Raw genomic sequence first — 26,144 nt, forward strand, 5'->3', positions numbered from 1 at the left:
GACTCAAATCAGGAAACGCTTCAGGGCAGAGAATCAGAGAGTTGATTCGCTGGCAAGTGCCTATGATTCCGAGAGATTCACTTTCCGCGAAAACAGCCGAGAAAAGTGTGTTGTTGAGTCTTTGCAGCAACGGTTGGCGCCGCCGCGCGGCGCGGGAAGTTCAAGCATCACATGAACTTCAACAGCGTTAAAGGAGCTGCCCGAGAAACTCCTGCACCTCATGACCGGGCCGGAAATTGCCAAGGCGTTTGATCTCCCAGTGCAGCCGGATGCCGGAATTCTCGAGCACACGCGCGCGCACCGTCTCGCCAAGATATTCGAGGTCATAGCCGGTGGCCGTGCCGGTGTTGATCATGAAGTTGCAATGCATCGGCGACATCTGCGCGCCGCCGATCATCAGGCCGCGGCAGCCGGCCTTGTCGATTTCCTTCCAGGCCGAGGTGCCTTCCGGATTCTTGAAGGTCGAGCCGCCGGTTTTCTCGCGGATCGGCTGCACCGTCTCGCGATGGTTCTGCACGGCATCCATCGCCGCCTTGATCGTCGCCTTGTCTTCCGGAAACCCTTCGAAGATGGCTGAGGTGAAGATCAGTCCGGAAGGCGCGGATGAATGACGATAGGCATAGCCCATATCATCGGTGAGCAACGTGTGGAGATTACCCTTGCGGTCCAGCGCCGTCACTTCGACCACGCGCTCCCGCGTCTCCACGCCGTTGGCGCCGGCATTCATCCTGAGTGCGCCGCCAACGGAGCCGGGGATGCCGTGATAGAAATGGAATCCGCCGATCCCAGCCTCATAGGCCACCGCTGCGAGGCGCTTGTCGGGCGTAGCAGCGCCCGCCTTGATACCGATTGACGAAACAACTTCGGCCTCACCAAAACCCTTGGCCGAGAGCCTGACGACGAAACCGGGAATGCCGCCGTCGCGCACCAGGAGGTTCGAGCCGACGCCGACGACCGTGATCGGCACCTCCTCCGGCACTGCGCGCAGAAAGGCCGCTAGGTCTTCCTCATCGGCCGGCTGGAACAGCGCCTCCGCCAGCCCGCCGGCCCGGAACCAGGTGATCTTGTCCATTTCGGCGTTCGGCGTGATGCGGCCGCGCAGGCCCGAAAGCTTGTCGCCGAGCTTGTTGATGAGATCCTGGCCGCGCATCATGAGGGCGTCCCGCCAAGTTCCTTGGGCAGCGCGTAAGCCCATTGCGTGATGTTGCCGGCGCCAAGGAAGACGATGAAATCGCCGGGCTTGGCAAGCTCGCGAATGGCGGGCGCGATCGCCGCCGGACCGTCGATATAGCGGGCGTCCCGATGGCCGCCGGAGCGGATGCGTGCAACCAGCGCATCGGAGGTCACGCCGTCGATAGGCTCCTCGCCGGCCGCATAGACTGGCGCCACCATCACCGTATCCGCGTCGTTGAAGCAGACGGAGAATTCGTTGAACAGATCGTGCAGCCGGGTGAAGCGATGCGGTTGCGCTATGGCAATCACGCGCCCTTTGGTGGCGCTGCGCGCGGCCTTCAGCACCGCCGCGATCTCCACCGGGTGGTGGCCGTAGTCGTCAAACACCTCGACGCCGTTCCACGAGCCGGTGTGAGTGAAGCGCCGCTTGACGCCGGCGAAGGACGACAGGCCCTTCTTGATGGCGTCATCCGACAGGCCGAGTTCGTGCGCGACCGCGATCGCCGCGGTCGCGTTGGAGACGTTGTGCTTGCCGGGCATCGGCAGGCGCAGGCCGGCTATCGTCGCGGTGCCGCGCCCCTTGCGGTCGCGGATCACCACGTCGAATTCCGAGGTCGCGCCCAGCATGCGATGGTTGGTGAAGCGAACATCGGCCTGCGCGTTCTCGCCATAAGTGATGACGCGCCGGTCCTCGATGCGGCCGACCAGCGCCTGCACCTCCGGATGATCCGTGCACATCACGCCGAAGCCGTAGAACGGAACGTTCTCCACGAACTGGCGGAAGGCCTCGCGCACATTGTCGAAGCTGCCATAGTGGTCGAGATGTTCGGGATCGATATTGGTAACGACGGCAATGTCGGCCGGCAGTTTCAGGAACGTGCCGTCGCTCTCGTCGGCTTCGACCACCATCCACTCGCCGTCGCCCATCCGCGCGTTGGTGCCATAGGCGTTGATGATGCCGCCATTGATGACAGTCGGATCGAGCCCGCCAGCCTCGAGCAGCGTCGCCACCATCGAAGTGGTCGTCGTCTTGCCATGCGTGCCGCCGATTGCGACCGCCTGGCGGAAGCGCATCAGTTCGGCCAGCATCTCGGCCCGGCGCACGATCGGCAAAAGCTTCTCGCGCGCGGCCTTGAGTTCAGGATTGGATTTCTTGATCGCGGTCGAAACGACGACGACTTCGGCGTCGCCGAGATTCTCGGCCTTGTGGCCGACGAAGCATTCGATACCCTTGTCGCGCAGCCGCTGCACATTGGCGCCGTCGGCCTGGTCAGACCCCTGCACCTTGTAGCCGAGATTGTGCAGCACCTCGGCGATGCCGCTCATGCCGATGCCGCCGATGCCGATGAAATGTACAAGGCCGATCGTCTGCGGCATCTTCATGCGCGCGTCCTCCTGTATTCCGAAACAGTTTTGCCGGACGCAATAGCCTCTGTCAGATCGGCGAGCAACCGCGCCGCGTTCGGTTTTCCGGCCGAACGGGCGGCGGAGGCCATGGCCACCAGCCGGTCCGGGTCCTGCATCAGTGCGCCGACCAGTTGCGCAATCCGTTCGGCCGACAGCGTCGACTGCAGATGGAGCTCGGCGCCGCCGGCGGCGGCAAGTGCCGCAGCATTCGCCGCCTGATCGTGGTCGAGCGCGTGCGGATAAGGAACCAGCAGCGCCGGCCGGCCGATGACCGCGATCTCCGAAACCGTGGAGGCGCCGGAACGCGACATCACCAGATGCGCCTCCGCCATACGCCCCGCCATGTCGGTAAAGAAGGGCGAGACCTGGACGCCGACGCCGAGTTCGGCATAAGCGGCCTTCACCCTGGCCACATCCTCCGCTCGGGCCTGCTGGGTGATCACCAAGCGCTTGCGCAGGTCTTGCGGCAACAGCGCGACCGCCGCCGGAACCGCATCGGAAAAGAACTGCGCGCCCTGGCTGCCGCCGAAGACCAGCAGGCGGAACGGCCCGCCATCATTCGTATAGGGCGTCTTCGCTGCCTCGAGCACCTGCGGCCTGACTGGATTGCCGGTGGTCACCGTCTTTGCGCCGTCGGCGCTCGCGCTCTCCGGCAGGAAGCCGCCGGCAATCGCGTCGACGCGGCCGGCAAGCGCCTTGTTGGCGCGACCCATGACGGCGTTCTGCTCGTGGATCAGCGTCGGCACCTTGCGCCTTGTCGCCGCATAGAGCGGCGGCAACGTCGGATAGCCGCCGAAGCCGACGACCGCCTCCGGCTTGATCCGGACGATGATCCGGCCCGCTTCGCGCACCCCCTGCCAGATTTTCCAGAAAGCCGAGATCACGGCGACCGGATTTTTCGAACCCAGCGTCGCCGACGGGATCGCGTGAATGTCGGCGGCGGGAAACTGTCCGGAATAGCGCTCGGCGCGGCGGTCGGTGGCAAGATGCACCTTCCAACCGCGTTCGATCAGCTCATGCGCGAGAGCCTCGGCCGGAAACAGGTGCCCGCCCGTTCCGCCGGCTGCAAGCAGGATGACACCCTTCGCCATCCCGCCTCATTCCGCCGGGATTGCGCGCTGCGCGAGGACGAAGCCCATCTGCTTGCGCTTTTCCGGACGCTTGCGCGTCAACGCCAGCACAATGCCCATCGAGACCGCGATGGCGATCTGCGAGGAGCCGCCATAGGAGATGAAGGGCAGCGTCATGCCCTTGGCGGGCATCAGCTGCAGGTTCACGCACATGTTGATGGCCGACTGCAAGCCGAAGATGGTGACGAGACCGCCCACCGCGTACCGGGTAAAATCGTCATGCTCCTTGAGCGCGATGCTCAAGCCGCGCAGCACGATGAAGGCGAAGATCGACATGATGAAGAAGCACATGATCAGGCCGAACTCCTCGCCCGCGACCGAGAAGACAAAGTCGGTATGAGCATCCGGAACAATGCGCTTGACGGTACCCTCACCCGGCCCAACGCCGAACCAACTGCCGTTGATCAGCGCCTCGCGCCCCATATCGACCTGAAACGTATCACCCTCACCGGTCAGGAACTTGTTGATGCGCAAGGCAACGTGCGGGAACACCGTATAGGCGGCGAACAGGCCAGTCGCACCAGTGACGCCGAGGGCCATGATCCACAACCACGGCAAGCCGGCCATGAAGAACATGACGCCCCAGGTGCCGGTGACCAGCATGGTCTGGCCAAGATCGGGCTGAGCGACCAGAAGAGAAACCACCAGGACCAGAAGCAGGAGGGCGAACAGATTACCGGGGATGTCGAGCTGGCGCTTATGCTCGGCAAACAGCCACGCGCAGATGATGACGAAAGCCGGCTTCAGGAACTCGGAAGGCTGGATGGACAGGCCGGCAAGCGACACCCAGCGCCTCGCGCCCTTCACCTCGACGCCGATATAGAGCACCGCCACCATCAGCACCAGCATGACACAGATCAGCACCAGCGACATGCGCCTTATCTGCCTCGCCTGCAGGAAGGATATCGCCAGCATCACGACAAGCGCCGGGATGGTGAAGATGATCTGCCTGGTGGCGAAGTGAAAGCTGCTGAGGCCGATGCGTTCGGCCACCGCCGGGCTGGCGGCGAAGGACAACACGATGCCCAGTCCCATCAGCGACAGGAACGCCGCCAGGAACCAGCGATCAATGGTCCACCACCAGGTGGCGACGGGACTCTTGTCGAGACGGCTTTGCATCAACGTGGCCCTCCGATGGGTTTTACACCATCAATAGCAGTCGCAGCTTGCCTGAAAGCTTCGCCGCGAACTTCGAAATTCTTGAACTGGTCGAAACTGGCGCAGGCCGGCGAAAGCAGCACCACGGCCTCGCCGCCGGTGTCGTTTGCCGCGTCATGGGCGGCATGCTCGACCGCCGCCGCCAGCGTTCCTGATATCTCGTAGGGCACGGCCTCGCCGAGTGTCGCCGAAAAGGCGGGCGCCGCCTCGCCGATCAGATAGGCTTTGGCGACGCGCGGGAAGAAGCCGCGCAACGGCTCGATGCCGCCTTCCTTGGGCAGGCCGCCGGCGATCCAGTAGATGCGGTTGGGGAAGCTCGACAGCGCGGGAGCTGCGGCATCTGCATTGGTCGCCTTGGAATCGTTGACGAACAGCACATGGTCCTTGCGGCCGACCTGTTCCATGCGGTGCGCCAGCCCGGGGAAGCTTTCGAGCCCTGCCTGGATCTCGCCGAGCTCGAGCCCGACCTTGAGGCAGGCGACCACAGCGGCCAGCGCGTTCTGGGCATTGTGCTGGCCACGCAGCGAGCCGATGCCCTCGAGGAAGGCGACGCGGCTGTAGCGGCCATGCACGGCTTCCATCAGATTGGTGCCGTCGGCGAAATAGCCGTCGGTCAGCGGCAGGCGCTTGGAAATGCGGATGACCTGCCGCCCTGCCCGCTCGAGCCGGTCGGCGATCTGGGCGCCCCAGGAATCGTCGACGCCGACGATCGCGGTGTCTGAGCCGGCAACCAGCCTTTCCTTGATCGAGGCGTAATGCGCCATCGTGCCGTGCCGGTCGAGATGGTCGGGCGTCAGGTTGAGCAGGATGCCAGCGGTCGGGTTGATCGAGGGCGCCAGGTCGATCTGGTAGGACGAGCACTCCACCACATAGTGCCGCTTCGGTTCGGGCGGATCTAGCGTCATGATGGCGCGGCCGATATTGCCGCCCATCTGCGTGTCGCGCCCCGCCGACTTCAATATATGCGCCGTCAGCGCCGTGGTCGTCGACTTGCCGTTGGTACCGGTGATAGCGATGAACGGTGCTGCCGGCGCGTGGCTCATGCGCTCGCGGCAGAACAGCTCGATATCGCCGATCACCTCTACGCCGGCGCCGCGTGCGAGCTCCACCGTCCAATGCGGCTTCGGATGCGTCAGCGGCACCCCTGGCGACAGCACGAAGGCGGCGAAGCGCGACCAGTCGGCGGCGCGCAGATCGCCTGTCGCGATGCCGGCGGCCGCCGCCCTGGCGACGCTTTCAGGATTGTCGTCCCAGGCCAGCACCTCGGCGCCGCCCGCGATCAGCGCATGCGCGGTGGCGATTCCGGAGCCGCCAAGCCCGAAGAGCGAAACGCGTTTGCCTGAAAAGGAAGCGGCGGGGATCAAGCGGGCTGGCCCTATCTGAGCTTGAGGGTGGAGAGGCCGACCAGCGCCAGGATGACGGCAATGATCCAGAAGCGGATCACCACCTGGCTTTCGGTCCAGCCGAGCTTTTCGAAATGGTGATGGATCGGCGCCATCAGGAAGACGCGCTTGCCGGTCATCTTGAAATAGCCGACCTGGATGATGACCGAGAAAATCTCGACCACGAACAGGCCGCCGACGATGACCAGCACGATCTCGTGCTTGGTTGCGACGGCGATGGTGCCGATCAGCCCGCCCATCGCCAGCGAGCCGGTGTCGCCCATGAAGATTGCGGCCGGCGGGGCGTTGAACCAGAGGAAGCCGAGGCCGGCGCCGATCACCGCGCCGAGCACGACTGCAAGCTCACCGGTGCCCGGAACGAAATGGATCTGCAGATATTCGGCGAAGACCGCGTTGCCCGAGAGATAGGCGATGACGCCGAAAGACGCCGCCGCGATCATGATCGGCACGATCGCAAGGCCGTCGAGACCGTCGGTCAGGTTCACAGCATTGCCGGCGCCGACGATGACGAAGCAGGAGAACGGGACGAAGAACCAGCCGAGGTTGATCAGGAACTCCTTGGCGAAAGGGAAGGTCAGCGACGACGAGAACGGCGCCTGGCCGTTATGCATGATCACCCACGCGGCGATTGCCGCGACGATGAATTCGATCGCCAGCCTCGCCTTGCCGGAGAAGCCCAGATGCGACTGCTTGGTGACCTTGAGATAGTCGTCGTAGAAACCGATCGAGCCGAAGCCGACGGTGACCAGCAGCACAACCCACACATAGATCGAAGAAAGATTTGCCCACAAAAGCGACGAACCGATGATGCCGCAAAGGATCATCAGCCCGCCCATGGTCGGCGTTCCAGCCTTCTTGAAATGCGTCTGCGGGCCGTCGGCGCGGATCGGCTGGCCCTTGCCTTGCCGCAGTCGCAGCGAATTGATGATCGTCGGCCCGAAGATGAAGACTATCAGCGCCGAGGTGATCAGCGCGCCGCCGGTGCGGAAAGTGATGTAGCGGAAGACGTTGAAGATCGAGATCTTGTCCGCGAAATCGACGAGCAGTGTGAACATGGTCCTTCGGTCCCCCGGAGCCGACCTCAAGTCGGTTCAATGTTTGTGGCTTCGGCCGGAAATTTGCCGAGCAATGCCTCGACCAGCTTTGAAAACCCAATGCCCTTCGACGATTTGACCATCACCACGTCGCCGGGCTTCAGCGAGGAGATCACGATCGGCTTCAGTTCCTCGACGCCTGCCCGGTACTCGGTCTGGACATCGGCAGGCAAAACCTCGGCCAGCGCCTGCATTTCCGGCCCGCCGAGAAAGACATTGCGCGTGCCGGTGCCGACGATCAGTTCGGCCAGTGCCGCATGAAGCTTCGCCGAATGGCTGCCAAGCTCCAGCATATCTCCCAGCACCGCGACGCGCCGGCCCTCGCCCGATACCGGCGTGGCATTGAGCAGCGCCATAGCCGCCGCCATCGATGCGGGGTTTGCGTTGTAGCTCTCGTCGATCAGCGTGATCGGCCCGTTTGGATGGTGGAGGACATGGCGCCGGCCACGCCCGCGCTCGGCCGACAGGTCGGCAAGCGCCGCCGCAACCTTGTCGAGGTCGGCGCCGACCAGTTGCGCGGCGCCGAGCACCGCCAGAACGTTCTGCACGATATGGCGGCCGGGCGCCCCGACACGGGCCGACAGGTCCCTCTTGCCGACCTTGACAGCAATGTCGGAATGCTCGGCATGAAGCTCGCAGGCGACAAGGCGGAAGGCCGAGCGGGCATTTTCGCCGAAGCCGAAGACATGCTCGACGCCGGCCTCTTTCGCCATTTTCCCGAGCAGCTTCCAGCGTGGGTCGTCGCGGTTGAGCAGCGCGGCGCCGCCGGGCTCGATCCCTTCGAAAATCTCGGCCTTGGCCATGGCGATCTCGTCGAGATTCTTGAAGAAGCCGAGATGGGCAGCAGCAATCATCGTCACGATAGCGACATGCGGCCTGACCATCTTGACCAGCGGTCTGATCTCGCCCGGATGGTTCATGCCGATCTCGAAGACCGCGTAGTCGCAGTCCTGCGGCATGCGCGCGAGTGTCAGCGGCACACCCCAATGATTGTTGAACGACTGCGCCGAGGCGTGCACCTTGCCGACCGCCGACAACACATGGCGCAGCGCTTCCTTGGTGGTCGTCTTGCCGGCCGAGCCGGTGACCGCGATGATCTTGGCCTTCGAGCGCGCGCGTGCAGCAACGCCGAGCTTCTCCAGGGCCGCAAGCACATCCTGCACGACGATCATCGGCGCCGTCAGCCGGCCGAGTGACGGCAGCTTGCCCTCGGCGACCACCAGCACGGCCGCACCTGCTTTCACGGCGGCGGTCGCGAAATCGTGGCCGTCCATCGCCTCACCCTTGATGGCGAAGAAGGCGTTTCCCGGTTCCAGGCTGCGGCTGTCAATCGAAATACCGGTGATGCCTTGCGGCAGCGAGCCGATGGGCCTGCCGCCCATGGCTTCGACCAGCGCTTCCGACGTCCAGAGCAGGCTCATGCGGCGCGCTCCTTGAGTGCATCGCGCACTTCCTCGTGGTCGGAGAAGTGAAAGGTCTGGGCGCCGATGGTCTGGCCTTCCTCATGCCCCTTGCCGGCGACGATCAGCGTATCGCCCGCGAGCAGCATCGCGACTGCCTCATGGATCGCCTTGCGGCGGTCGCCGATCTCGATGGCGCCGGGCGCTGAGGCGAGGATGGCCGCGCGGATGGTCTCGGGCACTTCCGTGCGCGGATTGTCGTCCGTGACGATGACGATATCGGCGAGCCGCGTCGCGATCTCGCCCATGATCGGCCTCTTTCCCCGATCGCGATCACCACCGCAGCCGAACACCACGATGACGCGGCCCGTGGTGAAAGGCCTGACCGAGGTCAGCACGTTTTCCAGCGCGTCGGGCTTGTGCGCGTAGTCGACATAAACGGGAGCACCAGCGGCGGTGGCGCCGACGAGGTCGAGACGTCCCGGCGCGCCTTTCAATTTCTCCAATGCCGCTAAGGCTTTGCCTGCCGGCGTTCCAGTCGCGATGGCAAGGCCGGCCGACACCAGCGCGTTGGCGATCTGGAAGTCTCCGGCCAAGGGCAGATCAATCTCGTGCAGCACGCCGTCGGCCTCGACCTCGGCGCGCTGCCGATGGCGCTCATGCTCGACCCGTTTCAGCGTCAGGAAGTCGCCATGGCGGCCGACGGTCAGGACCTTGAGGCCCGCCGCCTTTGCAGCATCAACCGTCGGTTCCGACCATGGATCGTCGGCAAAGACGATCGCCGCCGCGCCCTTCGGCAACAGCGTGTCGAACAGGCGCAACTTGGCGCGGTGATAGTCCTCGATGGTCGGATGATAATCCATGTGATCGCGGCCGAGATTTGTGAAGGCGCCTGCCGCGAGCTTCACGCCGTCGAGGCGGCGCTGGTCGAGGCCGTGGCTCGAGGCTTCCATCGAGGCGTGGGTCACGCCCGCGTCGGCAAGTTCCTTGAGCAACCGGTGCAGCGCCACCGGATCTGGCGTCGTCAGTGAGCCATATTCGTTGCGGCCGGGCGCCACCACGCCCGTCGTGCCGATCGAGGCGGCGGCAAATCCCGCCTGCTCCCAGATCTGGCGGGTGAACGCGGCGACGGATGTCTTGCCGGCAGTGCCGGTGACGGCGACCATGGTCTCAGGCTGGCGGCCGAAGAAGCGTGCGGCCGCGAAGGCCAGCGCATGGCGCGGATCATCAACAGCAAGAACCGGGATCGACAGGCCGGAAACCGCTGCGCCCTTGCCTGTGACGATTGCAGCGGCACCCCGGCCGGCGGCCTCGGCGGCATAGGCCGAGCCATCGGCCTTGCTGCCGGCGAGCGCGAAGAAGACCACGCCCGGTCCTACCTGACGGGAATCGGAGGAAAGTCCGGTAACCTCCAGATCGCGGGAAGCTGTTCCCTCGACAGGGAGGACACCGGCTAGATCTTTTAGATGCATTGAGTCCCGCTCACCGCAACAAAATAGCGCGCAGTTGCCGGCGCGCCCCAGAATCACTGATAGGAAACCAGCGTTGCACCATTTTCATGGCTGAAATCTGGCTTCACGCCAAGCATGGCCGCCGACCGCCTGATGATGTTGCCGGCGATAACTCCCGCATTGGCGGCGGCGACGTCCGTCATGCCGGGCTTTTCCGGATGCGGGGCGTCGGCGATTGTGAACACCAGAAATTGCGGATCGTCCATCGGGAAGGCGGCGACGAAGGTGTTGAAATTCAACTCTTTGGAGTAACGGCCGTTGATGACCTTTTCGGCCGTTCCGGTCTTGCCGCCGACCCTATAGCCGGGGACTCTGGCGTTTCTGGCCGAACCCTTCTCTGCGTTGAGCATATAGAGATAGCGCATGCCTTCGACCGTCTTGTCGCTGACCACCCTCTTGGCCGCCGCCATGGCGTCCTGCTCGCCGCGGACCAGGAATGTCGGCTCGATCAGATAGCCTTGCATCAGCGCCGCGCAACCGACGGCGGCCTGCAACGGCGTCGTCGACACGCCGTGGCCGAAGGCAATAGTGAACGAATTGACCTGTTTCCAGACCTTTGGCTCGGTCGGGCGCGCGACCTCCGGCAGTTCGGTCTGCATCCTGTCAAGAATGCCAAGGCGATGCAGGAATTCGCGGTGTCCCTCGATGCCGACGAGCTCCGCCTCCCTGGCTGAGCCGATGTTGGATGAATAGAGGAACACCTCCGGCAGCGACAGCACGCGGTTCTTGCCGTGGAAATCGTGAATGGCCTGATGGCCGACCCGGATCGGATGCGATGCGTCGAAGCGGCTGTTCATCGTCGCCTTGCCGGAATCGAGCGCCATCGCCGAGGTGAAGCTCTTGAAGGTCGAGCCCATCTCATAGAGGCCCGCCGACATGCGGTTCAGCCGGTCCTTGTCCTGGGCATTGTAGGGGTTGTTCGGATCGAAGTCCGGCACCGAGGCCATCGCCACCACTTCGCCCGTCTTGATGTTCAGCACGACGGCGCCGGCGCCCATGGCGCGATAACGCTCCAGGCCGGCGGCGATCTCGTCACGCACCACATGCTGGACGCGCAGATCGATCGAAAGCCTGACAGGCTTGAGGTCCTTGGCGACGGCAAGCCCCGACGCCTGCAGGTCGCTCAGCCCCTGCTCGTCGATATACTTCTCCATGCCGGAGATGCCTTGGTTGTCGATATTGGTCAGGCCGACGATATAGGACGAGGTCTCGCCGCTCGGATAGAAGCGGCGCTTCTCAGTGCGGAAGCCGAGGCCGGGGACGCCCAGCGCCATGATGTCGGCCTGCTGCTTCGGCGTCAGTTGGCGCTGCAGCCAGACGAAGCCGGCGCCGCTCTTGAGCTTGCGATAGGTCTGCTCGTAGTCGATCTCCGGCAGCACGGTCGACAATTTCTCGATCGCTTCGTCGGCATCGACGATGCGCCGCGGCTCGGCGAACAGCGACGCAGTCTTGATGTCGGTCGCCAGCACTTCGCCGTTGCGGTCGACGATATCGGGACGCGATGCGGTAACCCTGCTCTGCGGACCGTCCGACAGGTCCGGATCCTGCAGGCCGAGATAGACAAGCCGGCCGGCAATCGTCGAATAGAGGGTGAAGAACACAGCCATCGTCATGACGATGCGGGTCCTGGCCTTGCCGCCAGTCGCCTTGCGCGCCGCATCGACGACGATCGAGCCATCCTCGGCGGTCTTCTTCCGACGCTTCGGCAGGTCACCGATCCTAGGAAGCCTGCTGATCATTGCACCGTGCTCCCCGTGACGACCGGATCCTTATCGTCCGCAGGTCCATTGCCGGAATTGTCGGCCATGCCGCCCAGCCGCTGCGAGGAGAGATCCTCGATGGTCACCGGCTTCACGGGGATGTCGTCAAGGCCGCCGATCTGGCGGGCGCCGACCGGTTCGAGCCCGAGTTGGCTCTTGTAGACGTCAGCAAGCTTCTGCAGCCGCGATGGCTGGGTGAGCAGGCTCCAATCCGCCTTGAGGAGATCGATCGTGTCTTCCTCGTAGCGGATCTGCGCCTGGATCTTCTGCACGGCCGCCAGTTGCTCCTCGGCCTCGCGCTTGGTCTTGTAGGTCAGGGCCGCGGCCGAGACCATGACGGCGATCAGGACTATGTCGCTGGTACGAAACACGTGCTCACCTCTCTCCCGGCCGTTCGACGGCGGGAAGCTTTGGAAGGCCGAAAATCGAAAAATCACCTGCGCGCGCCGGCGCTTCGGTCCGCGTCGCAGCGCGCAGCCTGGCGGAGCGCGCTCGCGGGTTGGCTGCAATCTCGGCCTGCCCCGGCGTCACGCCGCCGCCAGCCTTGCGGAAGGTCGCGGCGCGCTGGGGCGCGTCTGGCATGTGTCGCGAGCCGCTGGCGGCTTCGGAACGGTCGGCGATGAAGCGCTTGACGATGCGGTCTTCCAGGGAGTGGAAGGTCACAACGGCAAGCCGACCACCGGGCTTCAGCACCCGCTCGGCTGCGAACAGCGCCCTTGCAAGCTCGCCAAGCTCGTCATTGACGAAAATGCGCAACGCCTGGAAGACACGCGTGGCCGGATGGATCTTGTCCTTGGGTCCGCGTCCGATATGTGTTTCGATGGCGTCGGCGAGATCGAGCGTGCGCTCGAAAGGTCTCTTCTCGCGCCGGCTTTCGATCATGCGCGCTATGCGGCCGGCATGGCGCTCCTCGCCGAGAAAGCCGAAGATGCGGGCAAGGTCACCGGCCTTGAACGTGTTGACGACGTCGGCGGCAGAAAGCCCCGACTGCGCCATGCGCATGTCGAGCGGCCCATCGGCGCGAAAAGAAAAGCCGCGCTCCGCCTGGTCGAGTTGCATGGAGGAAACGCCGATGTCGAGCACCACGCCGTCGGCGCCTTCGACATGCTCGTCCAGCGTCGAGAACGGCGCCTGGACAAGCCTCAGCCGGCCGCCGGCCTGTTCTTCGAGCGCCCTGCCCGCCGCGATTGCGTCCGGGTCGCGGTCGATGGCAACGACGGAAGCGCCACGACCGAGGATCGCGCTGGTGTAGCCGCCGGCGCCGAACGTCCCGTCGACGATCGTCTCGCCAGCGTTCGGCGCAAGCGCGTCGAGCACCTCGGCAAGGAGGACCGGAATGTGGCGGGCCGGTCCGCCAACGGCGTGAGGATCATCGCCGTGGCCAGCCATCATTCCGATCGCTCCCCGGGCTTCGTCCCCTGCCGAAGCTGCAAAAGCCTGGCGCGCGCCTGTGCCCCATAGGCGGAAAGCCGTCCCGGCTCCCAGATCTGAAAGAAGTTGCCGCGACCGACAAAGGCCACCTCGTTCGAGATGCCCGTATGCTCGCGGATGAAGTCGGTCATGGTGATGCGGCCGTCCTGGTCGAGCCTCAGGAACGTCCCGTCGCCATGGCAGAAGAACGACATGTCGTCCGCCGTCTGCAGAAAGGGATCCTCCAGCGCGATCCGCTGCTCGTAGCGGTCGAGCAGGTCGAGCCCGCCGACATCCATAGCCGGCAGGTCCAGGCAGCGCAGCGCGTAAAGCTCCGAATAGCCGCGTTTCTGGACCACCGCGCGGAAATGCGCCGGAACGGAGACCCGCCCCTTCGCATCGATCCTGTTCACCGCATTTGACAGAAATCGGTCCAATGAACGCTACAGCCGCTTCCGCCGCCGCACCCCTTCCCATGTTGTTCTCCGCGCCCTCGCCGCACTCGCGGCAAATCGCTTCATTCACCGGGGTGAAAACCGGCAAACGCACAGCCGCCGCGGCTGCCCGATAGGCGTACGCTTCACCCTGACGCGGAACGAAAGCTTGATGATGTAAATGGGATATCATGGGGTGCTATGGGCGTCAACGGGAACAGGCATCACAAACATGCGGACCACAACCGGAAAGCGCAGGCTGAAGGCACGTCTCGTCTTTATCCTCCATTAAGCCTAACGAAGCGTTTAGAGCCTTCTGGCCCAAAAGGACGCTGCTTGCCGGGAACAGCCGGCACGCATAGCGTCACGGGCAATTTCTTATTCAGCCGGAGGGATGAAGCCTGATGTCCGAAACAGCGAAGTCCCGCGCTGCGGCGCTTGCCCATTTGCGCAGCCGCGATTTCGCCAAGGGGGATCCGATCCCTCTGCCGCTGACCATGGCATCGATCTTCCACGCGCCGGGCGACGCGACGGGCTTCGATCAATATGGCCGCTTCAGCAACCCGACCTGGCATGCGGTCGAGCACGCGCTTGGCCATCTGGAAGATGCGCAATGCATCATCTTTCCATCGGGCATGGGGGCGATTTCCGCAGCTCTCTTCGCGCTCGTCAAATCGGGCGACCGTATCCTCTTGCCGTCGGACGGCTATCACACGACGCGTGCGCTGGCCGAGCGTTTCCTGAAACCGCTCGGCGTCGCCTACGAGGTGCGGCCGACGGCAAGCATGCTCGACGGCGGTTTCGCCGGCTACCGGGCGGTTTTTGTCGAAAGTCCGTCGAACCCGCGGCTGGACATCTGCGACATCACCGCCGTAGCCAAGGCCGTCCATGGGCAAGGAGGTATCTTGATTGTCGACAACACGGCGATGACTCCCTTCGGCCAGCGCCCGCTTGATTTAGGCGCAGACATCGTGGTCTCGGCCGATACCAAAGCCATCAACGGCCATTCCGACGTTCTTTTCGGCCATGTCGCCAGCCGAGATCCCGACATAATCGCCAGGGTGAAGGATTGGCGCGAGACGGCCGGCGGCATCCCCGGCCCGTTCGAGGCATGGCTGGTCCACCGCGGCCTCGAGACGTTGGAAGTGCGGTTCGACCGCATGTGCTCGTCGGCCGAAACGATCGCGCGGCGCCTGAAAGACCATCGTGCGGTCAGCGGCCTGCGCTTTCCCGGGCTTGAAGGCGATGTCTCGCACAATCTGGCGCGCGCCCAGATGGAACGCTTCGGCTTCCTGATTTCCTTCGAGCTTGCCTCGGAAGAAGAGGCAGAGGCATTCATCGACAACTGCGCGCTGATTGAATCGGCAACGTCCTTCGGAGGCGTGCATACATCGGCCGAGCGACGCTCGAAACGCGGCGACGCCGTGCCGCCGGGCTTCGTTCGCCTCGCGATCGGCTGCGAGCCGGTCGAGGAACTTTGGAAGGCAATCGAGGCGTCGCTGGACAAGGTCGCTGGTTGAGCAATCCTCCGCCCACGCCAGATGCCTCTCACCTTGAATCAGAGGACCCGCCTGTCAGCGTAACCTCCTGATCCCGTTCAGCTATTGTGACGAGAAAAATGCCAGCTGGCCTGTAAGCCGGGTTCTGTATGGCCCTCGCCTTGCGGCGAGAACGTGGCGGCCATTCATCTTGGGCGCATGTTGCCACGCGCCTCACGCAACCTACCCGGACGGTGGGCCGGAAACAGCCCTCGAAGGTTTCCCCTCGCACCGCCCCTATTCGGTTTTGCTCCCGGTGGGGTTTGCCGTGCCGCTCCTGTTGCCAGTCGCGCGGTGGGCTCTTACCCCACCCTTTCACCCTTGCCGCGGCAATGCCGCGGCGGTTTGCTTTCTGTGGCACTTTCCCTGGGGTCGCCCCCGCCGGCCGTTAGCCGGCACCGTGTCTCCATGGAGCCCGGACTTTCCTCACCCGCAACCTTTCGGTTCTCGCGAGCGCGACCGCCCGGCCAGCTGGCAAGCGCGTATAAAGGGAATCCCGCCTGAAAACGCAAACGAAAAAGCGCATAGTGCCAAATGCGCGGCGGTTTGGAGCAACGAACTGCACAAAGCGCGCGTTGCCCAAATCCACCGCGATGAGTGAGCTCAGGCCGGCGAGCCCAGCGCCACCATCTGCACCTTGACCTTGCTGCAATAGGCGGCCGAAACAGGATTCATCCGCGTCGCGCCATGACCCGCATTGTATTTGAGGATCGTGCCGCAGGTGGTGCCGCCGCCGAGGTCCCGCGCCATGGCGAGGTACTTCATGCCGTATTTTATGTTGGTGTCGGGATCGAACAATCCTTTGGCCGAACCGGCATAACCCATCATGCGGGCCGTCGCCGGCTTGATCTGCATCAGGCCGATCTCGCCGGCGCCGCCGACCATGTTCGGCCGATAATTGCTCTCGATCTTGATGACGGCCTTGGCCAGGGACACCGGCACGCCATAGCTGGCGGCATAGCGGGCAATGATCGCCGAATACTGGCCGTCGCCGGCTGCAGGGGTTACCTCAGCGATCTTGGTAGGCTGGATCGAGGCCGTTGTGGTGAGATCGACAGCCTTCCTGCCGCGCGTGGCGCGTTTGGCCGTCGATTTTGTCACCCGGGCTGCGGCGGCCTTCTGAACCCTTGCCGGAGCAGCCCGGGCGGGTTTTGCTGTTTTAGCGCTCGAGACTGCTTTTGGCGCGGCGGCTGCGAAGCCATTGTCCGCCCTGGGGCTCAGCGGGGCACTGTCGGCCTGGTTGAAGGCAAAACTTATCACTCCGGCAGCAACAGCTGCCGCCACAACGGTCAATCTTTGCATGTAGTCCTGTTCTGTTAGAACCGCGCGAAGAACTTCACACGGCTGCGCCAATTCAACATCGGATCATCCAGGGGATAGACACCCGACGACTTGCGGGAGAGGCATTTGGCGGCGGAATTGGCGGCAATGAAGGCGGCGCAATTCACTTTGAGTGACAGATTGTAATTTAAGGATCCCGGCGCGATTATTTGACGGGAGCTTCCTGTACGGAAGCCAGGAGCCTCTGCAGTGTGTAGATCGTCGAACTGTCCGCCACGCCGTCAACCAGCCGTCGGCGAAAATGTCGCTGGAAGGCCGCCACGACGATTTCCGTCTGCCGATCATAGACGCCCGATATCTCGACACCATAGCCATAGAGCGCCAGCATCGATTGCAGCGCCTCGACATCGGGGCCGGCATCGCCGGCCTTCAGCGCAGCGCCCGCCTTTATAGGCGCCGCGGGCACGAGGTGACCGACACCGGCTGCGAACAGCGCCTTCCAGGGGAATTTCTCGCCCGGATCGACCTTGCGGCCCGGCGCCACGTCCGAATGGGCGAGCACCCTTGGCGCGGGAATGGAATGGCGCCCCGCAATACCCGCGCACAACTCGATCACGGCGCCGATCTGCCGTCGCGGGAAGGCCCTGTAGCCCAGCGTGTGCCCGGGATTGACGATCTCTATGCCGACCGAGCAGGAGTTGATGTCGGTTCGCCCGAGCCAGGAACTCTTGCCGGCATGCCAGGCGCGATCGCTCTCGCGCACCATTTGCACGACATGGCCATCCTCATGAACAAGGTAGTGCGATGACACCTCGCTTGACGGATCGCACAGCCACGCCTCGGCGCCGGCGCCGCTCGCCATGCCGGTATAGTGCAGCACGATCATGTCGGGTCGAAGCGTGTCGCGGCGCGGGCCGAAATTGGGCGAGACCCGGACCTCGGCGCCCGGCTGGTCGGGCAGAAAACCGCTCATGCGTGCCTGAGGCCCCGCTCGATCATCTCATAGGCGGCATTGATCGCGGCGACCCTGGTCGTGGCGATCTTGATGAATTCCTGCGGCAGCCCGCGCGCGATCAGCCGGTCGGGATGATTGTCCGAGATCAGCTTGCGATAGCGTTTCCTGATTTCCTCGAACGGCTTGCCCCGCTCGATCCCCAGAACGACGTAGGGATCGGCGGCGCCAAGATCGACATGTCGCGACAGGATCGCCTCGTAATGCACCTCGTCGATCCGAAAAATCTCCGCGATCCGATGCAGGAATTGCCCCTCCTGCTCATGGATGAGGCCATCCGCCTTGGCGATGTGGAACAAGCCGTCCAGGATGTCTTCCAGCATCATGCAGTTTGCATGGCCGGAGCCGCAGAGCTGCGCCATGCGCTGGGCATAGATCTCGAACCCCGCTACATCCTGCTTGGCGATGTCGTAAAGCCGCGCCACATTGCGTGTCTCGCTCGGCGGCACCTCGAAGATTTCCTGGAAGGCGCGCACTTCGTCCTGCGTAACGATGCCGTCGGCCTTGGCCATCTTGGCGGAGAGCGCAATCATGGCCACCGAGAAGGCTACGCGCCGGCGCAGGTCCGGGTCTCCAGAAAACACGGTGCGCACAGCTTCCACGACATCCGCGACACCCGAGGACGCCGACGACGAAACACGAGCGATGAAGTCGCCAAGGCGGTCCCAAATCGACATGCCGGCTTCATAGAGCGAACCGGGCGGTTCTATCAAGCCTGGACAATGCCGCAGGTGATCGGCGAGCTTCGGGATCGATGGTGCAAGAAGAAGGCCGGCAGTGCCGGCCTCAGGCCGGTGACAAACCTCCAGCGGGGCAAATGGCCTCAGATTCCCGGAATGTCACAGATTCACATCGTGAACCGATCGGAATCAAAACCCCTCGATTTGACCGCCGCCAAAGATCGAGGGGTTTGTAATCAATCTGGAAGGCCGGCAGTGCCGGCCTTCCTCGAACCTATTGGTCGGCTCTTACTGCGCTGGCGCGGCAGGAGCCGGTTTTGTTGCCGGAGCCGGTTCAGCGGGCTTCGAGGCGTCGGGCGAAGCAGGCTTCATCGGCTGCTCGCTGGCCGGCGGATTGGTGCTCTGGGTGGTGGTCTTATCGGTGCCACTGTCGCTGCAAGCCGCGACCCCCAGCAGGGCGAGCGCCGAAACAGACGCCAAGATGAGCTTCTTCATGGTATCTCTCCTTCAACAGAACGCTCACGTTTCGGTGAGCGGTCGCACGGGAAATGCATCAGCAGGCTCGCCGGTTTCGTAACGTTGCATTTCGATGTGTAACATCAACTTGCAATTGCTGGCGCCGAAATCCCGAACTAACAGAACATACGCTCGAAGACATGATGGGTAGAGAGAATGCCGGCAGCCGCGGAAACTCAGAAATGGGATTTTTGGATCGACCGCGGCGGCACCTTCACCGACATCATCGGCCGTGATCCGCAAGGCCGCCTACATCCTCGAAAACTCCTGTCCGAGAATCCCGAGGCTTATGCGGACGCCGCCATCCAGGGCATCCGCGACCTGCTGGGTTTGAAGGCTGGCGCTGCCATTTCCGCCGACGCGATCGGCGACGTCAAAATGGGCACGACCGTTGCTACCAACGCGCTGCTCGAGCGCAAGGGCGACCGTGTGCTGCTGCTCATCAGCAAGGGTTTTCGCGACGCGTTGCGCATCGCGTACCAGGCGAGGCCGGACATCTTCGCCAAGGAAATCATCCTGCCTGAGCAACTCTATGAGCGGGTGATCGAGGTCGATGAACGCGTGCGCGCCGACGGCTGCGTCGAGCGGTTGCTCGACATTGCCGCCTGCCGCCCGGCGATCGAACAGGCGAAGGCCGACGGCATCGAAGCGGTCGCCATCGTCTTCATGCATGCCTGGAAGTATCCCGACCACGAAAAAGCCGTGGCAAAAGTCTGCCGCAAGATCGGTTTCGGCCAGATATCGGTCTCCCACGAGGTGTCGCCGCTGATCAAGCTGGTCGGCCGCGGCGACACCACCGTGGTGGACGCTTATCTGTCGCCGATCCTGTCGCGCTATGTGCGTCGGGTGGCCGGCGAACTGGGCGCTGGTCCACGTCTGATGTTCATGATGTCGTCGGGCGGCCTCACCGCCGCCGACATGTTCCAGGGCAAGGACGCGCTGCTGTCCGGCCCGGCCGGCGGCGTCGTCGGTATGGTCGAGACGGCGAAGCTGGCCGGCTTCAACAAGGTCATCGGCTTCGATATGGGCGGCACCTCGACCGACGTCGCCCATTATGATGGCGAATATGAGCGCGCCTTCGACACCGAGGTCGCCGGCGTGCGCATCCGAGCGCCCATGATGCGCATCCACACCGTCGCCGCCGGCGGCGGCTCGATCCTGCATTATGAAGCCGGCCGCTTCCGCGTCGGCCCGGATTCCGCCGGCGCCAATCCAGGCCCCGCCGCTTACCGGCGCAGCGGCCCGCTCGCCGTTACCGATGCCAACGTCATGCTGGGCAAATTACAGCCCGATTTCTTCCCGGCGATCTTCGGCGCAGGCCAGGACCAGCCGCTGGACGTCGGCACGGTTCGCGAGAAATTCACCGCACTTGCCGCCCAGATCGGCGACGGCCGGACACCCGAGGCGGTCGCCGAAGGCTTCGTCACCATCGCCGTCGAGAACATGGCCAACGCCATCAAGAAGATCTCGGTGCAGCGCGGCTACGATGTCACCGAATATCTGCTCAACTGTTTCGGCGGCGCCGGCGGCCAGCATGCCTGCCTCGTCGCCGACGCGCTCGGCATGGAAGCGGTGCTGATCCATCCATTTTCCGGCCTGCTTTCGGCTTACGGCATCGGCCTCTCGTCGGTCTTCGCCTCGCGCCAACAGGGTCTGCTGCAGCCGCTCGCCGAGGAATCCCGCCCGGCGATCGAGGCACTCATTGCGGCTTTGCGCGGCGACGTCATCGCCGAGCTCGGCGAGCAAGGCATCGCCGAGGACGTGGTTTCGACCAGACCAGTGCTGCATATCCGCTATGACGGTACCGATACGGCTCTGCCGGTCAATTTCGAGCATGGCTCGATCTTCCGCGCCAGAAGCGACTTCGAGGCAGCGCACAAGGCGCAGTTCGGATTCGTCTATGACGACAAGCTGATCATCGTCGAGACCGTCGCCGTCGAAGGCATGGAAGCCGCCCGACAGGACAAGGCTGAAGCCTCCGCCCCTGCCGGACTGGCAGGAGTCGAGCCCAAGCCTTCGGAAAGCCGGCGCATCTATACCGAGGGCCGCTGGCACGAAGCCGGCGTCTACCGGCGTGAAAACTTGCGGCCGTCCGACACGGTCGCTGGACCCGCGCTGATCATCGAGCCGAACCAGACCATCGTCGTCGAGCCTGGCTGGCGCGCCGAAATCACCGGTCTCAATCACGTCGTGATCCGCCGCACGGAACGGAAAGCACGTGCCGCGGCACTCGGCACCGAGGCCGATCCAGTGATGCTGGAGGTGTTCAACAACCTCTTCATGTCGATCGCCGAGCAGATGGGCGTGACGCTGCAGAACACCGCGTATTCAGTGAACATCAAGGAACGGCTCGATTTCTCCTGCGCCGTGTTCGACCGCCATGGCGCGCTGGTCGCCAATGCGCCGCACATGCCGGTGCATCTGGGCTCCATGGACCGTTCCGTCGAGACCGTCATCCGCCTGAATTCCGGCGACATCCATCCGGGCGACGTCTTCGCGCTAAACGCGCCCTATAATGGCGGCACGCATCTGCCCGACATCACGGTGGTGACGCCTGTCTTCGACGATGCGCAGAACGAGATCTTGTTCTGGGCGGCCTCGCGCGGCCATCACGCCGATGTCGGCGGCACTGCGCCCGGCTCGATGACGCCGCTGGCGGCAACGGTCGATGAGGAAGGCGTGCTGTTCGACAATTTTCGCATCGTCGATCGCGGCCGCTTCCGCGAGAAGGAGCTGGAGACGCTCCTTACCGATCATCCCTACCCTGCCCGCAATCCCGCCCAGAACATTGCCGATCTCAAGGCGCAGATCGCCGCCAACGAGAAGGGTGTGGCGGAACTGCGCAAGATGGTCGCGCATTTCGGCCTCGATGTCGTGGAAGCCTATATGGGCCATGTCCAGGACAATGCCGCCGAGAGCGTGCGGCGCGTGATCGAGCGGCTCCCCGACAGCGCGGCTTACGAATACCCGACCGACACCGGCCAGGTGATCAAAGTGAAGATCAGCGTCGACCGGCAAAAGCGCGAGGCAAGCGTCGATTTCACCGGCACCTCGCCCGTCATGAAGAACAATTTCAACGCGCCGGAGCCGGTCGCCCGCGCCGCCGTGCTCTATGCCTTCCGCGTCATGGTCGAGGACATGATCCCGATGAATGCCGGGTGCCTCAGGCCGATCAACATCGTCATCCCCGACGGCTCGATGCTGAAGCCAGCCTACCCTGCCGCTGTCGTCGCCGGCAATGTCGAGACCTCGCAGCATGTCACCAATGCGCTGTTCGGCGCGATGGGCGCCATGGCCAACGCGCAAGGCACGATGAACAACCTCACCTTCGGCAACAGGAAATACCAGTATTACGAGACGATCTGCTCCGGCTCGCCGGCCGGCCGGATGAATTCGGGCCGCGGCTTCGCCGGCACCTCCGGAGTCCACACCCACATGACCAACTCGCGCCTCACCGACCCCGAGGTGCTGGAACTGCGCTTCCCCGTCGTGCTGGAAGATTTCCACATCCGCGAGGGCTCCGGCGGCAAGGGCAAGTGGAATGCCGGCGACGGCACCAGGCGCACCATCCGTTTTCTCGAGAAGATGGAATGCGCGATCCTGTCCTCGCACCGCAACCGGCCGCCCCAGGGTCTCGAAGGCGGCGGCGACGGCGAGGCCGGCTCGACCAAGGTCAGGCGCAATGACGGCTCGATTGACGTCCTGAAGGCCTGCGACCAGACCAGGCTCGACGCCGGCGAAGCCGTCATCGTCACCACGCCGACGCCCGGAGCATTCGGAAAGGCGTGAGTCGCCGTCAACAGCCTGTCACCTGCCTGTCATGACGCTGCGCTACCCGCTTGCGCCAACGCAAACGGGGAATCACCTTTCCATGTCGGACGTATCCGGAGAACTCGTTTATCGTCGAGGCAAGGAAGTCGGAAAGGCCGTCTATCAGAACCGGGCATTGTCGAAGGACGGCATTTCCGAGCGGCTCTTCGCCTTCCTGTTCTCCGGCCTGGTCTATCCGCAGATCTGGGAGGACCCGGATGTCGACATGGAGGCCATGCAGTTGGGCTCTGGTCACCGCGTCGTCACGATCGCCTCGGGGGGCTGCAACATCCTGGCCTACCTGACCCGCTCGCCGGCCCGGATCGATGCCGTCGATCTCAACGCCGCGCACATCGCGCTGAACAGGATGAAGCTGGAGGCGGTGCGCCACCTGCCGTCGCAGGGTGACCTCTTCCGCTTCTTCGGCGCCACCGACACCAGTCACAATTCCGATGCGTACGACCGCTTCATCGCGCCGCATCTCGATCCGGTCAGCCGCCATTACTGGGAGCGCCGCAACTGGCGCGGCCGCCGCCGCATCTCGGTCTTCGACCGCAACTTCTACCAGACCGGCCTGCTCGGCCTCTTCATCGCCATGGGCCATCGCGTCGGCAAACTATTTGGCGTCGACCCGGCCGGCATCATGAAGGCTCAGAACATCGGCGAGCAGCGCCGCTTCTTCAACGAGGAACTGGCCCCCGTCTTCGACAAGAAGCTCTTGCGCTGGGCGACTTCGCGCAAGGCTTCTCTGTTCGGCCTCGGCATCCCGCCAGCGCAATACGACTCGCTCATCACCTCCGGCGACGGCTCGATGGCAAGCGTGCTCAAGGCGCGGCTGGAAAAGCTCGCTTGCGACTTCCCGCTGAGGAACAATTATTTCGCCTGGCAGGCCTTCGCCCGCCGCTATCCGCAGCCTGGCGAGGCGGCGCTGCCTGCCTATCTGGAACAGCACAATTACAAGACGATCCGCGACAACATCGATCGCGTCGCCATCCACCACGCCAACCTGATCAAGTTCCTGGGCGCCAAGGGCGCCGGCAGCGTCGACCGTTTCGTCTTGCTCGATGCGCAGGACTGGATGACCGACGACCTGCTCAACGCGCTGTGGACCGAGATCACGCGCACGGCTTCCGTGGGCGCTCGCGTTATCTTCCGCACCGCGGCCGAGCCCACCCTGTTGCCCGGCCGCGTTTCCAGCTCGCTGCTCGACCAGTGGACGTATGAGGCCGACGCCTCGCGCGAATTCTCCGCAAAGGACCGCTCGGCGATCTATGGCGGCTTCCACCTCTACGTGAAGCGCGCCGCATGAGCACGACGGAGCTGCCGGCCAGCCATGCCGAACTGATGGACGGCGTCTACCGCTGGCAGCGCCACATCTACGACCTGACCCGAAAATACTACCTTCTCGGCCGCGACCGGCTGATCGACGGGCTGGATGTGCCGCAGGGCTGCACCGTGCTGGAGCTCGGCTGCGGAACTGGCCGCAACATCGTGCTTGCCGTCCGCCACTACCCCAGCGCTCACTTCTTCGGCCTCGATATCTCGGCCGAGATGTTGGAGACGGCCAATGCCGTCATCGCTCGCGAAGGTCTCTCCGGCAAGGTCAAACTGGCGCGCGGCGACGCCACCGATTTCGACGCCAAGGCGTTGTTCGGCGTCGAGCATTTCGACCGCGTCTTCGTGTCCTATTCGCTGTCGATGATCCCCGGCTGGGAAAAGACTGTATCGGCGGCGCTGGCCGCGCTTGCGCCGGGCGGCTCGCTGCACGTCGTCGATTTCGGCCAGCAGGAGGGACTGCCGCGCTGGTTCCGCGCGCTCTTGCGCGGCTGGCTTGGGAAATTCCATGTCACACCGCGCGCCTTGATGCGCGACGTGCTTGAATCGGAATCCGAGCGCGCCGGCGCGACTTTTCGGTTCAGAACGCTTTATCGCGGCTATGCATATCTGGGCGTGATCGGATCCTGAAAATAGCAAGCGCTACTAATGCAGCACCTTCACCAACGCGCCGACCATCGCTTGCGGACGGTAGCCGAGCTTGGCTGGGGTCAACCCAAGCCGGACCACCACCAGCTGCTCCGAGGGAACGATCGCCACTGTCTGGCCGTCATGGCCCTCCATCCAGTAGGTGTCCTTGGGCAGGCCCGCGGCGGCGCCCGCCCCAGGCCTTTCCTCATCGCCCGGCCCCTCGACCCAGAGCTGGCCTCTGCCATACCCCTTCGAGGCAGGTGCCGGCTCGCGCATCCAGTCGACGAAACCGGTGGGCAGGATCTGGTTGCCATTCCAGGTCCCGCCCTGCAGCAGGAACTGGCCGAAGCGCGCCCAGTCATGCGCCGTGGCATAGAGATAGGATGAGCCGACGAAGGTGCCCTTCTCGTCAGTCTCGAGCACCGCGCTATGCATGCCGAGCGGCTCGAACAGCGCCGTGCGCGGCCAAGCCAGTGCTTTGGTCTTGTCGCCGATCGCATCCTGCCACAGGCGCGACAGCATCACCGCCGTGCCGCTCGAATAGGAAAACACCTTTCCGACCTCGCCGGTCAGCGGTTGAGCCTCGGCGAAACCAGCCATGTCCGGCTCGAGATAGAGCATGCGCGTCACGTCGGCGACATCGCCGTAATCCTCGTTGAACCGAAGTCCGCTCGACATCGCCATCATATCGCCAAGGCTGATGGCGGCGCGGCCATCGGCCTTCCACGGCGTGAAAAGGCCCTTGTTGTCGATCGCCATTTTGCCGTCCTTGACCAGCGTGCCGACGATCGCCGCATTCACCGTCTTGGTCATCGACCAGCCGAGCAGCGGCGTCTTGGCCGAGAAGCCGTCGCCATAACGCTCGGCGACGACGCGGCCATTCTTCACCACCACGATCGCGCGCATGCCGGTGCCGGCCATAGCGGCATCGTCGACGATCTTTGCGACCTCGGGATTTGCGAAGCATCCACCCGCTCGCCCTCGGGCCAGAGCGTATCAGGCTGCGCCGCCGCTGCCGACGGCGCCGAGCGCAGCGACGTCTGCCGCGCCTTGCCGGTGTTGCCATCGGGAACCGAGGCGCAACCGACGCCGTCGCGCTCGACCGCGACACTCTTGCCCAGCACCCAGAGCAGGCCGGCCGAAACCAGCCCCCGCTCCTTGTCGACGGAAACCTTCATCAGCTTGAGCAGCGGATGACCGGGCGCTTGCACGTCGACCGCCAGCACTTGGTTCGGGTCCCGGCCGGCGATGAAGACGTTCGAGCAGACGATCTTGGCCGAATAGCCGGAGCCGACGCGGATCAGTTCCGGCGGCGCGAAATAGAGCCAGGCGAAGAGCGCAACCACCGCCAGGATCACAAGAGCAAGCAGCCACTTGATGAACCTCACGACAGCCCGCATCTTTCCCCCCGCCTTTTTGGATTCGCCGGCTCGATTTATGTCATCGATTTGCCGCCATTGCT

20 protein-coding genes, 1 other RNA gene and 1 pseudogene are annotated in these 26,144 nt (G+C 64.0%); 4 read left to right on the plus strand and 18 right to left on the minus strand.

What is annotated here, in order from left to right; genetic code table 11:
- Nucleotides 1-187: 187 nt before the first annotated feature.
- From murB to mraZ, 12 genes are read right to left on the minus strand one after another with little or no spacing between them, the layout of a single operon-like run.
- A complete protein-coding gene (murB, locus tag P9272_RS10875; protein WP_128256361.1) occupies nucleotides 188-1,153 on the minus strand; it encodes a UDP-N-acetylmuramate dehydrogenase in 966 nt (321 codons plus the stop codon).
- Entirely contained in the window at nucleotides 1,150-2,556 is a 1,407-nt protein-coding gene (gene murC, locus P9272_RS10880; RefSeq protein WP_128256362.1) for a UDP-N-acetylmuramate--L-alanine ligase, read from the minus strand. Before murC ends, murB begins: the two co-directional genes overlap by 4 nt.
- Nucleotides 2,553-3,671 carry an undecaprenyldiphospho-muramoylpentapeptide beta-N-acetylglucosaminyltransferase gene (murG, locus tag P9272_RS10885; protein WP_278160541.1) on the minus strand — a complete coding sequence of 373 codons (1,119 nt, stop codon included), beginning with the start codon at nucleotides 3,669-3,671 and terminating at the stop codon, nucleotides 2,553-2,555. The genes murC and murG overlap by 4 nt, the downstream gene beginning before the upstream one ends.
- A 6-nt stretch (nucleotides 3,672-3,677) precedes the next feature.
- Nucleotides 3,678-4,829, minus strand: coding sequence for a putative lipid II flippase FtsW (ftsW, locus tag P9272_RS10890; protein ID WP_278160542.1), 1,152 nt, complete (start codon nucleotides 4,827-4,829; stop codon nucleotides 3,678-3,680).
- Nucleotides 4,829-6,232: a UDP-N-acetylmuramoyl-L-alanine--D-glutamate ligase gene (gene murD, locus P9272_RS10895; RefSeq protein WP_278160543.1), complete on the minus strand. Its 1,404-nt coding sequence runs from the start codon at nucleotides 6,230-6,232 to the stop codon at nucleotides 4,829-4,831. Before murD ends, ftsW begins: the two co-directional genes overlap by 1 nt.
- 11 nt (nucleotides 6,233-6,243) lie before the next feature.
- Nucleotides 6,244-7,326: a phospho-N-acetylmuramoyl-pentapeptide-transferase gene (gene mraY, locus P9272_RS10900; RefSeq protein WP_128256366.1), complete on the minus strand. Its 1,083-nt coding sequence runs from the start codon at nucleotides 7,324-7,326 to the stop codon at nucleotides 6,244-6,246.
- 26 nt (nucleotides 7,327-7,352) lie between these two features.
- The gene (locus P9272_RS10905) at nucleotides 7,353-8,786 is read right to left on the minus strand and encodes a UDP-N-acetylmuramoylalanyl-D-glutamyl-2,6-diaminopimelate--D-alanyl-D-alanine ligase (RefSeq protein ID WP_278160544.1); all 1,434 of its coding nucleotides are present in this window, start codon (nucleotides 8,784-8,786) and stop codon (nucleotides 7,353-7,355) included.
- Nucleotides 8,783-10,237, minus strand: coding sequence for a UDP-N-acetylmuramoyl-L-alanyl-D-glutamate--2,6-diaminopimelate ligase (locus P9272_RS10910; protein ID WP_278160545.1), 1,455 nt, complete (start codon nucleotides 10,235-10,237; stop codon nucleotides 8,783-8,785). The genes P9272_RS10905 and P9272_RS10910 overlap by 4 nt, the downstream gene beginning before the upstream one ends.
- Before the next feature lie 53 nt (nucleotides 10,238-10,290).
- Nucleotides 10,291-12,015: a penicillin-binding protein 2 gene (locus P9272_RS10915; RefSeq protein WP_278160546.1), complete on the minus strand. Its 1,725-nt coding sequence runs from the start codon at nucleotides 12,013-12,015 to the stop codon at nucleotides 10,291-10,293.
- A complete protein-coding gene (locus P9272_RS10920; protein WP_128256370.1) occupies nucleotides 12,012-12,407 on the minus strand; it encodes a hypothetical protein in 396 nt (131 codons plus the stop codon). The genes P9272_RS10915 and P9272_RS10920 overlap by 4 nt, the downstream gene beginning before the upstream one ends.
- A 4-nt stretch (nucleotides 12,408-12,411) precedes the next feature.
- Complete coding sequence (gene rsmH / locus P9272_RS10925) at nucleotides 12,412-13,428, minus strand: 16S rRNA (cytosine(1402)-N(4))-methyltransferase RsmH (RefSeq protein ID WP_128256371.1); 1,017 nt, start codon at nucleotides 13,426-13,428, stop codon at nucleotides 12,412-12,414.
- Complete coding sequence (gene mraZ / locus P9272_RS10930; protein WP_128256372.1) at nucleotides 13,425-13,883, minus strand: division/cell wall cluster transcriptional repressor MraZ; 459 nt, start codon at nucleotides 13,881-13,883, stop codon at nucleotides 13,425-13,427. Before mraZ ends, rsmH begins: the two co-directional genes overlap by 4 nt.
- A gap of 401 nt (nucleotides 13,884-14,284) precedes the next feature.
- Here mraZ and P9272_RS10935 point away from each other — a divergent pair, with 401 nt between their 5' ends.
- Nucleotides 14,285-15,400, plus strand: coding sequence for a cystathionine gamma-lyase (locus tag P9272_RS10935; RefSeq protein WP_278160547.1), 1,116 nt, complete (start codon nucleotides 14,285-14,287; stop codon nucleotides 15,398-15,400).
- Nucleotides 15,401-15,497: 97 nt separating this feature from the next.
- On the opposite strand, the gene rnpB is transcribed toward P9272_RS10935, so the two are convergent.
- From rnpB to P9272_RS10960, 5 genes are all read right to left on the minus strand, one after another.
- An RNA gene (gene rnpB / locus P9272_RS10940) (RNase P RNA component class A) lies at nucleotides 15,498-15,893 on the minus strand.
- A gap of 128 nt (nucleotides 15,894-16,021) precedes the next feature.
- Complete coding sequence (locus tag P9272_RS10945; RefSeq protein WP_278160548.1) at nucleotides 16,022-16,720, minus strand: transglycosylase SLT domain-containing protein; 699 nt, start codon at nucleotides 16,718-16,720, stop codon at nucleotides 16,022-16,024.
- A gap of 184 nt (nucleotides 16,721-16,904) precedes the next feature.
- Nucleotides 16,905-17,672, minus strand: a complete 768-nt coding sequence (locus tag P9272_RS10950; RefSeq protein ID WP_278160549.1) for an N-acetylmuramoyl-L-alanine amidase — start codon at nucleotides 17,670-17,672, stop codon at nucleotides 16,905-16,907.
- Nucleotides 17,669-18,388, minus strand: a complete 720-nt coding sequence (locus tag P9272_RS10955; RefSeq protein WP_128256778.1) for a DnaJ family molecular chaperone — start codon at nucleotides 18,386-18,388, stop codon at nucleotides 17,669-17,671. The genes P9272_RS10950 and P9272_RS10955 overlap by 4 nt, the downstream gene beginning before the upstream one ends.
- Nucleotides 18,389-18,679: 291 nt before the next feature.
- Nucleotides 18,680-18,886 carry a hypothetical protein gene (locus tag P9272_RS10960; protein WP_128256376.1) on the minus strand — a complete coding sequence of 69 codons (207 nt, stop codon included), beginning with the start codon at nucleotides 18,884-18,886 and terminating at the stop codon, nucleotides 18,680-18,682.
- A gap of 177 nt (nucleotides 18,887-19,063) precedes the next feature.
- Here P9272_RS10960 and P9272_RS10965 point away from each other — a divergent pair, with 177 nt between their 5' ends.
- The 3 genes from P9272_RS10965 to P9272_RS10975 are packed head-to-tail and all read left to right on the plus strand — an operon-like array spanning nucleotide 19,064 to nucleotide 24,682.
- On the plus strand, nucleotides 19,064-22,696 hold the full coding sequence (locus P9272_RS10965; RefSeq protein ID WP_278160550.1) for a hydantoinase B/oxoprolinase family protein: 3,633 nt from the start codon (nucleotides 19,064-19,066) through the stop codon (nucleotides 22,694-22,696).
- Nucleotides 22,697-22,727: 31 nt separating this feature from the next.
- Complete coding sequence (locus P9272_RS10970; RefSeq protein WP_128256378.1) at nucleotides 22,728-24,026, plus strand: DUF3419 family protein; 1,299 nt, start codon at nucleotides 22,728-22,730, stop codon at nucleotides 24,024-24,026.
- The gene (locus P9272_RS10975; protein ID WP_278160551.1) at nucleotides 24,023-24,682 is read left to right on the plus strand and encodes a class I SAM-dependent methyltransferase; all 660 of its coding nucleotides are present in this window, start codon (nucleotides 24,023-24,025) and stop codon (nucleotides 24,680-24,682) included. Before P9272_RS10970 ends, P9272_RS10975 begins: the two co-directional genes overlap by 4 nt.
- Before the next feature lie 15 nt (nucleotides 24,683-24,697).
- On the opposite strand, the pseudogene P9272_RS10980 reads toward P9272_RS10975, so the two are convergent.
- Nucleotides 24,698-26,082 (minus strand): annotated as a pseudogene (locus P9272_RS10980) (serine hydrolase).
- Nucleotides 26,083-26,144 lie beyond the last annotated feature (62 nt).

It is taken from the genome of Mesorhizobium sp. WSM4976 (assembly GCF_029625685.1).
Lineage (GTDB): Bacteria > Pseudomonadota > Alphaproteobacteria > Rhizobiales > Rhizobiaceae > Mesorhizobium.

What these genes read in the sequence shown, in the direction of transcription:
- rsmH (WP_128256371.1), bottom strand. Translation starts at nt 13,428, where the DNA reads ATGATGGCTGGCCACGGCGATGATCCTCACGCCGTTGGCGGACCGGCC.
- P9272_RS10950 (WP_278160549.1), bottom strand. Translation starts at nt 17,672, where the DNA reads ATGAGCGGTTTTCTGCCCGACCAGCCGGGCGCCGAGGTCCGGGTCTCG.
- P9272_RS10970 (WP_128256378.1), top strand. Translation starts at nt 22,728, where the DNA reads ATGACGCTGCGCTACCCGCTTGCGCCAACGCAAACGGGGAATCACCTT.
- murG (WP_278160541.1), bottom strand. Translation starts at nt 3,671, where the DNA reads ATGGCGAAGGGTGTCATCCTGCTTGCAGCCGGCGGAACGGGCGGGCAC.
- P9272_RS10975 (WP_278160551.1), top strand. Translation starts at nt 24,023, where the DNA reads ATGAGCACGACGGAGCTGCCGGCCAGCCATGCCGAACTGATGGACGGC.
- P9272_RS10945 (WP_278160548.1), bottom strand. Translation starts at nt 16,720, where the DNA reads ATGCAAAGATTGACCGTTGTGGCGGCAGCTGTTGCTGCCGGAGTGATA.
- murC (WP_128256362.1), bottom strand. Translation starts at nt 2,556, where the DNA reads ATGAAGATGCCGCAGACGATCGGCCTTGTACATTTCATCGGCATCGGC.
- P9272_RS10960 (WP_128256376.1), bottom strand. Translation starts at nt 18,886, where the DNA reads ATGAAGAAGCTCATCTTGGCGTCTGTTTCGGCGCTCGCCCTGCTGGGG.
- P9272_RS10965 (WP_278160550.1), top strand. Translation starts at nt 19,064, where the DNA reads ATGCCGGCAGCCGCGGAAACTCAGAAATGGGATTTTTGGATCGACCGC.
- P9272_RS10935 (WP_278160547.1), top strand. Translation starts at nt 14,285, where the DNA reads ATGTCCGAAACAGCGAAGTCCCGCGCTGCGGCGCTTGCCCATTTGCGC.
- murB (WP_128256361.1), bottom strand. Translation starts at nt 1,153, where the DNA reads ATGATGCGCGGCCAGGATCTCATCAACAAGCTCGGCGACAAGCTTTCG.
- ftsW (WP_278160542.1), bottom strand. Translation starts at nt 4,829, where the DNA reads ATGCAAAGCCGTCTCGACAAGAGTCCCGTCGCCACCTGGTGGTGGACC.
- P9272_RS10915 (WP_278160546.1), bottom strand. Translation starts at nt 12,015, where the DNA reads ATGATCAGCAGGCTTCCTAGGATCGGTGACCTGCCGAAGCGTCGGAAG.
- P9272_RS10905 (WP_278160544.1), bottom strand. Translation starts at nt 8,786, where the DNA reads ATGAGCCTGCTCTGGACGTCGGAAGCGCTGGTCGAAGCCATGGGCGGC.
- P9272_RS10910 (WP_278160545.1), bottom strand. Translation starts at nt 10,237, where the DNA reads ATGCATCTAAAAGATCTAGCCGGTGTCCTCCCTGTCGAGGGAACAGCT.
- mraY (WP_128256366.1), bottom strand. Translation starts at nt 7,326, where the DNA reads ATGTTCACACTGCTCGTCGATTTCGCGGACAAGATCTCGATCTTCAAC.
- P9272_RS10955 (WP_128256778.1), bottom strand. Translation starts at nt 18,388, where the DNA reads ATGTCGATTTGGGACCGCCTTGGCGACTTCATCGCTCGTGTTTCGTCG.